At 69.0% G+C, this 12,592-nt stretch carries 14 protein-coding genes and 1 pseudogene; 11 read left to right on the forward strand and 4 right to left on the reverse strand.

Annotation, left to right across the window (positions count from 1 at the left end; genetic code table 11):
- The first annotated feature begins 159 nt into the window (after positions 1 to 159).
- Both N800_RS07255 and bfr read left to right on the forward strand, forming a co-directional pair.
- A complete protein-coding gene (locus tag N800_RS07255; RefSeq protein ID WP_036136544.1) occupies positions 160 to 363 on the forward strand; it encodes a bacterioferritin-associated ferredoxin in 204 nt (67 codons plus the stop codon).
- Positions 364 to 552: 189 nt separating this feature from the next.
- A complete protein-coding gene (gene bfr / locus N800_RS07260) occupies positions 553 to 1,023 on the forward strand; it encodes a bacterioferritin (RefSeq protein WP_036136546.1) in 471 nt (156 codons plus the stop codon).
- Positions 1,024 to 1,082: 59 nt separating this feature from the next.
- Here bfr and N800_RS07265 read toward each other — a convergent pair whose 3' ends face one another.
- Positions 1,083 to 1,667, reverse strand: coding sequence for a DUF4126 domain-containing protein (locus N800_RS07265; RefSeq protein ID WP_036136548.1), 585 nt, complete (start codon positions 1,665 to 1,667; stop codon positions 1,083 to 1,085).
- A 71-nt stretch (positions 1,668 to 1,738) separates the two neighbouring features.
- Between N800_RS07265 and N800_RS07270 the strand changes: the two genes are divergently transcribed.
- The 6 genes and pseudogenes from N800_RS07270 to N800_RS07295 all read left to right on the forward strand — a co-directional run bounded on the left by N800_RS07270 (position 1,739) and on the right by N800_RS07295 (position 6,120).
- On the forward strand, positions 1,739 to 2,467 hold the full coding sequence (locus tag N800_RS07270) for a DUF6776 family protein (protein WP_036136550.1): 729 nt from the start codon (positions 1,739 to 1,741) through the stop codon (positions 2,465 to 2,467).
- Positions 2,468 to 2,827, forward strand: a pseudogene (locus N800_RS07275) (bactofilin family protein); the annotation flags it as partial. It lies immediately after the preceding gene.
- A 79-nt stretch (positions 2,828 to 2,906) separates the two neighbouring features.
- Positions 2,907 to 3,659 (forward strand): DUF6776 family protein, encoded by a 753-nt coding sequence (locus N800_RS07280; protein WP_052108004.1) that lies wholly within the window; start codon positions 2,907 to 2,909, stop codon positions 3,657 to 3,659.
- Positions 3,660 to 3,755: 96 nt separating this feature from the next.
- Positions 3,756 to 4,136 (forward strand): iron-sulfur cluster insertion protein ErpA, encoded by a 381-nt coding sequence (gene erpA, locus N800_RS07285; RefSeq protein WP_036136554.1) that lies wholly within the window; start codon positions 3,756 to 3,758, stop codon positions 4,134 to 4,136.
- Between the two features lie 26 nt (positions 4,137 to 4,162).
- Entirely contained in the window at positions 4,163 to 5,074 is a 912-nt protein-coding gene (gene nudC / locus N800_RS07290) for an NAD(+) diphosphatase (protein ID WP_052108027.1), read from the forward strand.
- A 134-nt stretch (positions 5,075 to 5,208) separates the two neighbouring features.
- Complete coding sequence (locus tag N800_RS07295; protein WP_036136556.1) at positions 5,209 to 6,120, forward strand: membrane protein; 912 nt, start codon at positions 5,209 to 5,211, stop codon at positions 6,118 to 6,120.
- 406 nt (positions 6,121 to 6,526) lie between these two features.
- Here the strand turns inward: N800_RS07295 and N800_RS07300 are convergent, their stop codons facing one another.
- Entirely contained in the window at positions 6,527 to 8,494 is a 1,968-nt protein-coding gene (locus N800_RS07300; protein WP_052108005.1) for an MFS transporter, read from the reverse strand.
- A gap of 253 nt (positions 8,495 to 8,747) precedes the next feature.
- Here N800_RS07300 and N800_RS07305 point away from each other — a divergent pair, with 253 nt between their 5' ends.
- From N800_RS07305 to N800_RS07315, 3 genes are all read left to right on the forward strand, one after another.
- Positions 8,748 to 9,389 (forward strand): DUF1294 domain-containing protein, encoded by a 642-nt coding sequence (locus N800_RS07305; protein ID WP_036136558.1) that lies wholly within the window; start codon positions 8,748 to 8,750, stop codon positions 9,387 to 9,389.
- Between the two features lie 80 nt (positions 9,390 to 9,469).
- Positions 9,470 to 9,823: a DUF3147 family protein gene (locus N800_RS07310; protein ID WP_036136560.1), complete on the forward strand. Its 354-nt coding sequence runs from the start codon at positions 9,470 to 9,472 to the stop codon at positions 9,821 to 9,823.
- A gap of 121 nt (positions 9,824 to 9,944) precedes the next feature.
- Positions 9,945 to 10,352, forward strand: a complete 408-nt coding sequence (locus tag N800_RS07315; protein ID WP_036136561.1) for a VOC family protein — start codon at positions 9,945 to 9,947, stop codon at positions 10,350 to 10,352.
- 56 nt (positions 10,353 to 10,408) lie between these two features.
- On the opposite strand, the gene N800_RS07320 is transcribed toward N800_RS07315, so the two are convergent.
- Positions 10,409 to 11,029: a glutathione S-transferase N-terminal domain-containing protein gene (locus tag N800_RS07320; RefSeq protein ID WP_036136563.1), complete on the reverse strand. Its 621-nt coding sequence runs from the start codon at positions 11,027 to 11,029 to the stop codon at positions 10,409 to 10,411.
- The gene (gene purD / locus N800_RS07325) at positions 11,029 to 12,327 is read right to left on the reverse strand and encodes a phosphoribosylamine--glycine ligase (protein ID WP_036136565.1); all 1,299 of its coding nucleotides are present in this window, start codon (positions 12,325 to 12,327) and stop codon (positions 11,029 to 11,031) included. Before purD ends, N800_RS07320 begins: the two co-directional genes overlap by 1 nt.
- Positions 12,328 to 12,592 lie beyond the last annotated feature (265 nt).

Here is a 12,592-nt window from a genome sequence, read left to right on the forward strand (position 1 = left end):
GCCCCCCCGTCCGCTCGCGCCCGCGTCCGCGGCCGCAGTCTGGCGGCACGCCGGGCCGGGGCGGGAGCACCGGTTCAGCTTCCAATAATTGACAATCATTCTCATTCGTGTTCCCCTGCGCATGCAGCCAATCCGGTTGCCTGCCACCCGAACGCCGCCGTGTACGTCTGCATCTGCAATGGGGTCACCGACCACGCCATCCGCCAGGCCGCCGAAGCGGGCTGCCGCACGATGTCCGAACTGACCATGCGTACGGGCGCCGGCGCCACCTGCGGCAGCTGCATCGAGATGGCTACCGCCATCCTCGAAGAGGCCCACGTCCGGCTGGAACTGCCCTTGCCGATGCTCCGCGAAGCCGCCTGACGGCTCGACACGGCCCGCCATTGGCAGGGCTAAAGGCGGCCCCCGCCAGCCGTCGTGGTGGTGACTTGCCGCCACCCACCCGTCTCAAACGCCACTGATTCGCGTCCGCGCCTGCACGCGATTCGCGTTCCGTCCTTCGTGGCGCGCAACGGGCTAAAGTGCGCCTTGCCACGCAAACGGAGCACACCGATGAAGGGTGACGCCAAGGTCATCGAATACCTCAACAAGGCGCTCTTCAACGAGCTGACCGCCATCAACCAGTACTTCCTGCACGCCAAGATGCTGAAGAACTGGGGCCTGAAGGAACTCGCCGACCACGAGTACCACGAGTCCATCGACGAGATGAAGCACGCCGACAAGCTGTCGGACCGCATCCTGTTCCTGGATGGCCTGCCCAACTTCCAGGCGCTGGGCAAGCTGAAGATCGGCGAGAGCCCGCGCGAAGTGCTCAGCTGCGACCTCGCGCTTGAGCTGGAGGCCGTGCCGCTGCTGCGCGAAGCCATCAAGTACTGCGAGACGGTCAGCGACTACGTCAGCCGCAAGCTGTTCGCCGACATCCTCGACTCCGAGGAAGAGCACATCGACTGGATCGAGACCCAGCTGTCGCTGATGGACCGCGTGGGCGACCAGAACTACCTGTCGATGAAGATGGAAAGCTGACCGCAGCCGCCCGCCGCGCCATGCAGAACGCCACCGCGAGGTGGCGTTCTTGTTTGTGCTCAGCCCGCCGGCACACGCGGCTCCCGCCGGAACAGCTTGCGCCACACCCACCACAGCACCAGCGCAAAGGTGACGGTGATGGCTACCACGATCGACAGCGCCACCCACGGGTAGGCAAACACCAAGCCCAACCCGCCGACCACCGCGACGTCCTCGGTCACCGAGGCGGTCCAGTTGCTCACCGGCTCGGGCGAGGTGTTGAGCAGCGCGCGCGAGCTCGCCTTCAGCAGGTGGCTGGTCAAGGCCACCCCGGCGCCGGTGGCCAACGCACCCGCGCCCAGCTCACCGGTGTCGCCGCCCAGCGTGGCCGCGGCCAGGAACGCCCCCGCGGGCACCCGCAGCAGGGTATGCAGCAGGTCCCAGCCCGAATCCACGCCGGGGATCTTGTCGGCGAAGAACTCGGCCACCGCCAGCGCCCCCGAGACCCCGATCACCCACGGCGAGGCGGCCACGGCCAATGCCTGCGGCAGGTCCAGCCAGCCGAAGAAGCCGGCCAACCCGACCCCGAACACGGTCAGGTACACGCGAATGCCCGCCAGCCAGGCCAGCACTACGCCAATTGCGAACAGGTGCGCATCGGTCATGTCGGGTTCCCGCTAGACTGTCCGCCGCAGTATAGGAGCGCCTGTGTCCTGTTGGCGCTCACGGGGATTCCATGGTCAACAAGCCACCACCGCCGCGTTTCGTGGTCACCCAGCAGCGCACCCGTCGCCGCGGCTGGGTGTGGGCGGGGCTGGCTGTCGTCTGGTTGGCCTCGTTGGCCGGTGTCTGGTGGTGGGCCTCGTCCACCGCGGCCCCGCGCCTGCCGGTGATCAGCGCCGCCCTTGAGGAAGCCCGCGGCCGCTTGGGCCATGTACAGAGCGAACTGGACGAACTGCGCCAGCGCGAAGCCACCCTCTCCCGTTCCGACCAGATCAGCCGCGCCGCCAACAAGGAAGTGCAGGACGCGCTGGCCCAGCGCGATGAGCAGATCGCCCAGTTGCGCGCCGACCTGGCCTTCTACGAGCGCATGATCGGCCCCGGCGCCAAGCCGCAGCCGCTCAACGTGCATTCCGTGGCCTTCGACCCCGAGGCCCCGGGCAGCTGGCAGTACGAAGTGGTGCTGACCCAGAGCCTCAACCGCGGCGGCGTCACCCAGGGGCAACTGCAACTGCGCATCGAAGGCATGCGCGGCGGGCGGCCGGCCACCCTGGCCTGGTCGGACCTGTCGCCGGGGCGCCCGCCCCAGGCCTTTTCCTTCCGCTATTTCCAGCGGCTCAAGGGCAGCGTGAGCCTGCCGCCCGGCTTCACCCCGCAACGCGTGCGCGTGGACGTGCGTGGCGGCGGCGTGGCGCTGGACCAGAGCTTTGGCTGGAACGACATCTCCACTACCGGAACCACCTGAATGAAGTTCAAGAGCAAGTCGGCCTCCGTGCCGGAGGGCCAGGTCGACACCCTGATCGGCCCGCAGATGACCATCCGCGGCGACCTGCAGTTCAGCGGCGGGCTGTACGTGGAAGGCCGCATCGTTGGCAAGGTGATTGCCGAGGAAGGCAAGCCGGCCATGCTGACCCTGGCTGAGAACGGCAGCATTGTCGGCGAGATCCGTGCCCCGGTCGTCGTGCTCAACGGCACCCTGGAGGGCGACGTCCACGCCGAGGAACGCGTGGAGCTGGCCGCCAAGGCCCGGGTGAAGGGCAACGTGCACTACAAGGTGGTCGAGATGGCCGCCGGTGCATTGCTGACTGGCCGCTTGATCCACGCCGAGGCCACCCTCGACGAGGCGCGGCAGGAGGCCGCCGCCGTAGTAGGCTGATCGCTCCTCCGGTTTTCCGGGAGCGGTCATGGAAGCCACCCCACCGCCCGCCAGCCTGCCTGGCGGTTCGATGCCCGCCGCGCGCGGTCGCCGCGGGCCCTACCTGCTGGCGGCGCTGGTCGCCGTCGCCCTGCTGTTTGGCGCTTGGGGCGCATGGCGCGTGTTCGCGCCCTCCAGCGGCGACACCCGCGGCCGCCTGGCCGCCACCGAGCGCCAACTGGCCGTGGCCAAGGCCTACATCGAGGAGCAGGAGCAGCAGGTCGCCACGCTCAAGCGCTCCGACCAGATCAGCCGTGACGCCAACCGCGACCTGCAGGGCGCCCTCGCCGAGCGCGAGGAAGAGATCGCCGGCCTGCGTGCCGACGTGGCCTTCTATGAGCGGCTGGTGGGCGCCACCGGGCAACGCCGCGGTCTGAGCGTGCACGCCCTGCGCCTGCAGGCGCAGGGCGCCGATGCGTGGCACTTCGCCACCACCTTGACCCAGAACCTCAACCGCGGCGGGGTCAGCGCCGGGCAGCTGACCCTGGCGGTGGAAGGCACGCAGGCCGGCAAACTGCGCAAGCTGGCGTGGGCGGACCTGCGCCGGCAACCGCAGGCGCCCGGTGTGGCGTATTCGTTCAAGTATTTCGAGCAGGTGGAAGGCGACGTGTTCCTGCCCGCCGGTTTCACTCCCGTGCGGGTGGAAGTGCGGCTGCAACCACGCTCGGGCGGCTCGGTCACCGAGTCGTTCACCTGGGCCGATGCCACGCGGGACAGCGGGGGCGCGACGGCGAGCCCCTGATTTTTGCGGTGCATGCGGGGCGATTCAGCGCACCTGCAACGCCGCATTCCGCACGCACGGCTTGAATGCGCCGTGCCGGCCCCCCACCATGAGCGCATGGACATCATCTCCCCCGAGTCCCTCCACGCGCCGGATTACCAGTCGCTGGAGCGTCCGCTGCAGTTCACCACCGCCGCCGCCGCCAAGGTGCGCGAGTTGGTGGCCGAAGAGGGCAATCCCGATCTGAAGCTGCGCGTGTACATCCAGGGCGGCGGCTGCTCGGGCTTCCAGTACGGCTTCGAGTTCGACGAGACGCAGGCCGAGGACGACCTGGCGGTGCTGACCGACGGCATGACCCTGCTGGTGGACCCGCTGAGCCTGCAGTACCTGATGGGCGCCGAAGTGGATTACACCGAGAGCCTGCACGGCGCGCAGTTCGTGATCCGCAACCCCAACGCCAAGACCACCTGCGGCTGCGGTTCGTCGTTCTCGACGTGAGCGTAGCGGGCACGCCTTTCGCCTTCATCGGTGCCGGGGATCCGGGCGGCCACGTGCCACCGGCGCCATTGGACCGCGCCGACCATCTGCGGGATGACGCCGAAGCGCTGGCCGCGCTGTGGCCGGCTGCCCGCGTGATCGTGCTGGACGAGCAAGGCAATGCCCTTGCCGATGCCGATCATGGCCCCTTGCTGCCCACCGGTGCCGAGATCACCGGCGGCCCCGGTGGTGTGGGCGCGGCGGCGTTCCTCGGGCTGGATGCCGATGGCGTGGCGTGGTTCTCGCTGGATGCCGCGCTGACCGCGTGGGAAGCGCCTTCGCGCATCGACCTGCGCGGTGCCGCCGCGATGTGGTCGCTGCGCGAGGCCGCGGTGTTTGCCGAGGCGCGCGCGCTGCAGCACTGGCGTTCGCGGCACCGGTATTGCGGCGTGTGTGGCGGCGAAGTCAGCCGCTCGCGCGCGGGCTGGCTGGGCCGCTGCACGCAATGCAACACTGAGCACTACCCGCGCACCGACCCTGCGGTGATCGTCGCCGTCAGCGATGGTGAGCGCCTGCTGCTGGGCCGGCAGGCCGGCTGGCCAGCGCGTCGCTATTCGGTCATCGCCGGCTTCGTCGAGCCGGGCGAATCGCTGGAGCAGACCGTGGTGCGCGAAGTGGCCGAGGAAACCGGCGTGCGCGTGCACGCCTGCCGCTATGCCGCGTCGCAGCCGTGGCCGTTCCCGTCGGCACTGATGCTGGGCTTCACCGCGCACGCGGAGCCGGACGAGCCGCGCGTGAACGACGAACTGGAAGACGCGCGCTGGTTCACCCTGGACGAAGTGCGTGCGGCGCAGCAGCGCCGGCATGACGACCCGGGCCAGGGTTTGCTGTTGTCGCCGCGCATCTCGATCGCGCGTTGGCTGATCGACGCGTGGGTTGATTCGCGACTCGCGGGTTGAAGCGCTGGGGCGACGGCATGCGCGGCCGTGCCCGATGTCCGGCTGGCGCAGCGCCACCCGTGCCCGCAGCACGGTTGTAGTCGTGATCAGGGGCTAGAATCGGTACAAGGTCCCTCGGACCAAAAGGAGACGCCATGTCCGTCACCCTGATCGCCGTGATCATTGCCCTGCTGCTGGGGCACCTGGCGCAACCGTTCGTGGCGGCGCTGCGGCAGTACGACTGGTTCACCGACTGGCTGCGCTGGCTGTCGGTGCGGTTTGGCGAAGGCAGCGCGTGGCGCGGCCGCTTCGGCATCGCCATCGCGATGGTGCCGCCGCTGCTGGTGGTGGGACTGTTCCAGCTGGCCTTGGACCTGCCGCTGCTGGGCCTGGTGGGCCTGCTGTTCGCGGTGGCGGTGCTGGTGTACGCGTGGGGCCCGCGCGATCTCGACGTGGATGTGGATGCGATCACCGCGGCGTCCGACCCGGTGGCGCGGCGCGAAGCCGCGGCGCGCTTGTGGCCGGCCGGACAGGAACCGTTGATGGACGGCGGCTCACTGGTCGAGGCGGTGTTCCGCAATGCGCTGCGGCGCTGGTTTGGCGTGCTGTTGTGGTTCCTGCTGCTGGGCCCGGTGGGCGCGCTGCTGTACCGCCTGGCGGTGCTGGCGGTGGAAGGCGAGGCGGCCACGCAACTGCCGTCGACGACCAGCGAAGGTGCGCGTCGATTGCTGGCCGTGCTGGATTGGCCGGTGGCGCAGCTGATGACGCTGGCGCTGGCGCTGGTGGGTAACTTCGACACGGTGCTGGCGGCGTGGCGTGAGGCAGGCGGGGCGTCGGCGTCGCTGGACAACCGCTTCCTCAGCGCGGTGGCGCGGGCGAGCGTGCGCTCTGAACTGGTCGAGGAGGCCAGTGACTACGCCGACGAGAACGGCGTGGTGCCGGCGCGTTACATGGCGGTGGCAACGGATCTGCCGGAATTGCGCGATGCGATGAGCCTGGTGTGGCGGTGCCTGTTGGTGTGGTTGGCGGTGCTCGCTCTGTTTGTTATCGCGGGGTGGGTTAGCTAGCCCCGTTTTTTCTCGGGTGTTTTGGCGCATATCTTGGCGCTAAGGGACGGAGGCGGGGCGTGGGGGCCATTGCTCCAGCGCTCCGTCGCGGCATCCTGCCGCGAGTCGCGCCGCGCGCCATCCATGGCGCGCTTTTCCGCAATAGCCCCCACGCCCCGCCTCCTCAACCATCGTGGTGGGCGGGTTTAAAGAGCACCAGCCAAGACCATGCGGCTCAGCGCCAGTCGGGCGCGTGTTGTCGAGCCGAATACTCGAACGCCGTCAAAGGACGTTGTCCTCGGTGGGTATTGCGGAGAGCGGGCCATGGATGGCGCGCGGCGGCGACTCGGCGCAGGATGCGCCGACGGAGCCGAGTAGCAATGCCCACCGAGGGCAACGTCCCCACCCGAAGGCAGTGTCGTTAGAGTCAGGCGGCTGAGCCGCGCAACTCGCGCACCTTGGCCTCGAGCACTTCGGCCGAAGCGGAGGCGGGATCGAACGGCGGATCGGCGATCACGTCCACGTGTGCGCGGAAGCGGCGTGGCACGCGCATGCGGCCCAGGCGCGTGTCGCGGCGGCTCCACATGCTGGTCCACATACCGCGCAGGGCCATCGGCACCACCGGCACCGGGCGGCGCTCGAGGATCCGCTCCACGCCGGACTTGAACGCCGCTATCTCGCCGTCCTTGGTCAGCGCGCCCTCGGGGAAGATGCCGACGATCTGCCCGTCGGCCAATGCCGCGTCGATCTCGTCGAAGGCGCGCTGCATGATCTCCGGGTTCTCGCGCGCGCCGGCGATGGGGATGGCCTTCGCGGTGCGGAAGATCCAGCGCATCACCGGGATGTTGAAGATCTTGTAGTACATGACGAAGCGCACCGGCCGCGGGATGCTGGCCGCCAGGATCAGTGCGTCCATGTAGCTGACGTGGTTGCACACGATCAGCGCCGGGCCTTCGTCGGGCACGTGGGCCTCGATGCCGCGCACGCGCAGGCGGTACAGCGTGCGCACCAGCACCCAGCTCAGGAACCGCATCAGGAACTCGGGCACGATGGTGAAGATCCACAGCGCCACCAGCGTGTTGGCCACGGCCAAGGCCAGGAACAACTGCGGGATGCTCCAGTCGGGCAGTGGGATGCGCAGGCCAAACACGTTCAGCGCCGCCATCTGCAGCACCACCCCCAGCACGGCGGCCAGCACCACGAAGCCGGAGTTCTGGATGTTGAGGCCGGCGATCACGCGGGCGATCTCGCCGCGCGGGGTGCGGCTCTGGATCAGCGCGAACAGCGGCACCACGAAGAAGCCGGTGAACAGACCCACGCCGGTCAGGTCGAGCACGATGCGCCAGCTGCCCGGCTGCTGCAGGAAGGCCGCGACGCTCAAACCGGTGGCCGGCGGCGCCCCGGTGCGCGCGAAGTACAGGTCGAACAGGAACGCGCTCATGCCGAACGCACCCAGCGGCACCAGGCCGATTTCGACGGTGCGCGCCGACAACTTCTCGCACAGCAGCGAGCCCAGGCCGGTGCCGACGGAGAACAGCGCCAGCACGAACAGGTACAGCGTCTCCGCGCCGCCGAGGTTGACCTCGGCGTAGGTGGGCAGCTGCGCGGTCAGCATGGTGCCGACGAACCAGAACCACGACACGCCCAGCACCGCGTTGCGCACCGCCAGCTGCTTCTTGGCCAGGCGCAGCACCGCGAGGGATTCGGGGATGGGGTTGAGGTGGATCTTCAGGTCCGGTGCGCCGGCTTCCGCGCGTGGGATCAGGCGACTGATGAGGTTGCCGGTGATGGCCAGCGCGATGATCGCGGTGGCGGCGACGACGGGGCCGTGGTCGCCGGCCAGCTTGAAGATCAGGCCACCGGCGATCATGCCGGTGAGGATGGAGATGGACGTGCCCATCTCCACCAGACCGTTGCCGCCGGTGAGTTCCTCGGGCTTGAGCACCGACGGCATCAGCGAGTACTTCACCGGCCCGAACAGCGTGGACTGCACGCCGGTGGCGAACAGCGCCACCAGCAGCACCGTCATGTTCTGGGTCAGGAAGCCGACCGCAGCCAGCGACATGATCCCGATCTCCATCGCCGTGGTGATGCGGATCAGGCGCGACTTCTCCAGCTTCTCGGCGATCTGCCCGGCGGTGGCCGAGAACAGGAAGTACGGCAGGATGAACAGCGCCGGCGCCAGGTTGGTGTACAGCGTGCGCTGCTCCGGCGACACGCCCAGCCAGAACAGCAGGCCGATGATGGCCTGGCGGTAGACGTTGTCGTTGAAGGCGCCCAGCGCCTGCACCAGGAAGAACGGCAGGAAGCGGCGCTGGCGGAGCAGCTCGAACTGATTGTGGCGCCGTTCCGTCGGCGCGGTGTGCGACTGGTGCTTCGACTCGTCCTGCGTCATGCGGCCCCCGGGGTTTGGCGGGAGCCTAGCAGATGGGGGTGGGGTGGGAGGGGCGATGGCCGGACCGGTCGTGTAACGCCGCAGCCCGGGCCGGCAAGCGCTCGGTCGGCGTTGGCACCAACGGTCCCGCTACGTGACCACCCAGCCACGTCGATGGCAGGCAACCGAGGGAGAATTTTTCGGGCCGGCTGGATTCCCCTGCGTGCCGTCCGTGGCGGCATCATTTGCGAAGGCAACGGCGCACGGGGACTCCATGGAAGTTCGGCAGGCAGGTCGCATCACCGACTGGAACGATGGCAAGGGCTACGGCTTTGTCACGCCCCACGACGGCGGCCCGCGCGCCTTCGTCCACGTGAAGGCGTTCCAGTTCGGATCGCGCCGACCGGTGGACGGTGATTTGATCTCGTTCGAGGTATCGAAGGACGCGGCGGGCAGGATCAATGCCTCCCGTGTCCGCTTTGCGGGGCAGCGAATCGCGACCGCCGCGCCGCGCAGGCGGTCGGCGTCGTCACCGTTGCGCCGCATTCCACGACTGGCGCTGGGCATGCTGGTTCTGCTGTGCATCACCGCGGCCGCCGTCGTGGGCCGGCTGCCCGTCAGCGTGGCGTTGGCCTATTGGACCGTAAGCTTCGTGACTTACTTGGTGTACTGGCGGGACAAGGACGCCGCTGGGGCGAGCGAGAGTCGGGTACCCGAGAGCACGCTGCACCTGCTCGACCTGTTGGGGGGCTGGCCGGGGGCGCTGATCGCGCAACAGCAATTCCGACACAAGACCGTCAAGGTGCCGTTCCAATCGACGTTCTGGCTGACCGTGCTGCTCAACGTCGCGGCCCTGGTCCTGCTGCTTCGGTTGGGTTGGATGCAGACGTTGGCCGGCATGCTTCCGGGCAAGTGAGGGGCCGCGCCAACGTCAATGTGCGATCACATTGGCTACGCCATCATTGCGGGAAAGCCGCCGCCCCAAGGAAGTCACCCATGGCCTGGCTAATCACCAAATACCTCCTCACCGCCGCCATCGTGGTCGCCGTCTCCGAAGCCGCCAAGCGCAGCGACAAGCTCGGCGGCTTCGTCGCCGCGCTGCCGCTGGTCACCGTGCTCGCGCTGATCTGGCTTTATGTCGAGAAGCAGCCACAGACCAAGATCGCCAACCATGCCTGGTACACGTTCTGGTACGTGGTGCCCACGCTGCCGATGTTCCTCGCGTTCCCGTTCCTGCTGGGGCGCATCGGCTTCTGGCCCACGATGGTGGCCAGCGTGGCCATCACCGTGGCGTGCTTCGGCCTGTTCGCGCTGGCGTTGCGGCCGTTCGGCATCCAGTTGCTGCCGTAGCGCACGGGGCGGCCGGTCCGTTTCGCGCCGCCCGGTCAGTGGCCAACCCCTTCATCGGCCCGTGTCGATTTCCGCATCGGTGGTTCGTCGTACAGGCAGAACCCCAATCAAGGACCCCGTGATGACCCGCATGATCTTCGTCAACCTCCCCGTCGCCGACCTCGCCGCTTCGATGGCGTTCTACGAGGCGCTGGGCTTCACCAACAACCCCCAGTTCACCGACGACACCGCCGCGTGCATGGTCTGGAGTGAGACGATCAACGTGATGCTGCTGACCCACGACAAGTGGCGCACGTTCACCAGCCGCCCGATCCCGCCCAAGACCTCCAGCGAGGTGCTGCTGGCGATCTCGCTGGACAGCCGCGACGCGGTGGATGCGATGAACGAGGCGGCGGCCACCCACGGTGGCGCGGCCGACATCAACCCGAAGCAGGACCTGGGCTTCATGTACAACCGCAACCTCGCCGACCCGGACGGCCACGTGTGGGAAGCGATGTGGATGGACATGGCCGCGTTCCCCAAGGACTGAGGGGCGCGGCACCCGGGGGCGGCGCGAGGCGGGCGCGATGGGGCGTCCGTGGACGCTCAGGCCGCCTGCGCGGGCCCGGTTGAGGCCAAGGCCGGGCGCGACGCCGCGGTGTCCAGCCATGCCGACAGGCGCGGCGCCAACGGTCGCCACGCGCGGTCGGGCAGGCGGAAATCCAGCCATTCCAGTGCGCAGGCCACGCTGATATCTGCCAGGGTCAGGCCATCGCCCACGAACCATGCGCGCTCGCCCAGCTGGCGCTCCAGCTCGCGCACGCCGCCTTCCACCTTCAGCCACTGCCAGTCCATCCAGCCCGCGCTGCGCTCGTGCTCGGCGCGGCCGGCGTAGATGCTCTCCAGGCGGATCGCCACGCCGGCGTCCATGACGCCATCGGCCAGCGCCTCGATGCGCTTCACCGCCATGCGCGTGGCGAATTCGCCAGGAATCAGGCGCGGGCCCGGCAGCGCATCCAGCCACTCGCAGATCACCGGCGAGTCGTACCACGCCTCGCCGTCATCGGTGACCAGGCACGGCACCTTGCGCAGCGGGTTGAGCGCGGCGACCGGGCTGGCGGGATCGAGCACGTCGACCACCACCAGTTCCAGCGCGATGCCCTTCTCGGCGGCGAGCGCCCGCACCTTGCGGGCGAAGGGGCTGGGCAGCGAACAGAACAGCCGCATCAGCACGTCTCAGGCTGTTCTTCGCGGGCGATGGCGCGCCAGCCGATGTCATGGCGATGGAACTCGCCGTGCCACGAAATGCCCGATACCCCTTCGTATGCCTTGTGCTGCGCCTCGGCCACGGTGTCGCCCAGGCCGACCACGCACAGCACGCGGCCGCCCGCCGTCACAACGTCTTCGCCGTCCAGCTTGGTGCCGGCGTGGAACACCTTGGTGTCTTCCACCTCGGGCACGTCCCAGGTGCTGATGGTGTCGCCCAGGCGCGGCGTGCCGGGGTAGTGCTCGGCCGCCATCACCACGCCCAGCGCGGGGCGCGGGTCCCACTGCGCCTGCACGCCGTCCAGGCGGCCGTCGATGGCGGCCTCCACCAGGTCCAGCAGGTCCGACTGCAGGCGCATCATCACCGGCTGGGTTTCCGGGTCGCCGAAGCGCACGTTGTACTCGATTACCTTCGGCGCGCCGGTGCTGTCGATCATCAACCCCGCGTACAGGAAGCCGGTGAACGGCACGCCGTCCTGGATCATGCCCTGCACGGTGGGGTTGACCACCTCGCGCATCACGCGGGCGTGCACCTCGGGCGTGACCACCGGCGCGGGCGAGTACGCGCCCATCCCGCCGGTGTTGGGGCCGGTGTCGCCGTCGCCCACGCGCTTGTGGTCCTGGCTGGTGGCCATGGGCAGCGCGGTGGTGCCGTCCACCATGGAGATGAAGCTGGCTTCCTCGCCGTCGAGGAACTCCTCGATCACCACGCGGGCGCCGGCGGCGCCGAAGGCGTAGTCGGCCAGCATGTCGGTGATGGCGGCCTCGGCCTCCTCCAGCGTCATTGCCACGATCACGCCCTTGCCGGCGGCCAGGCCGTCGGCCTTGATCACGATGGGCGCGCCCTTTTCGCGCACGTACTCCAGCGCCTCGTCCACGTGCGTGTGCACGGCGTAGTGCGCAGTGGGGATGCCGTGGCGCGCCAGGAAATCCTTGGCGAAGGCCTTGCTGCCCTCCAGCTGTGCGGCGGCGGCCGTCGGTCCGAAGATGCGGTGGCCGGCGGCGCGGAAGCGGTCGACCACGCCGGCCACCAGCGGGCCCTCGGGGCCGACCACGGTGACGGCCACGCCTTCGCGCTCCACCAGCGCCAGCAGCCCGTCGATGTCGGTGGCGTTGACGGCTACGTTGCGGCACTTGGGCTCGCGCGCGGTGCCGGCGTTGCCGGGCGCGACCAGCACTTCGCTCACGCGCGGCGACTGCGCCAGCTTCCAGGCCAGGGCGTGCTCGCGGCCGCCGGAACCGATGACGAGGACTTTCATGGTGGGGTTCTCAACTGCGAGGGAGGGGGCGGGCATGCGCAGCTGCCCGCAGGAGCGGGGGTGGCTGGCGGTCTGGGGCCCACGTTGAATCCAACGCAATTTTACGGGAGCGGACGGACAGGCGGGGGGTTGGTTGTGCACGGAGGCTGGCGGTGGGGGTATTGCTGCAGCGCTCCGTCCGCGCAGTCCTGCGCGGAGTCGCGCCGCGCGCCATCCATGGCGCGCTTTTCCGCAATGCCCCCACCCGGAGCCATTGCCCGCCAAA

It is taken from the genome of Lysobacter daejeonensis GH1-9 (assembly GCF_000768355.1).
GTDB lineage: Bacteria > Pseudomonadota > Gammaproteobacteria > Xanthomonadales > Xanthomonadaceae > Aerolutibacter > Aerolutibacter daejeonensis.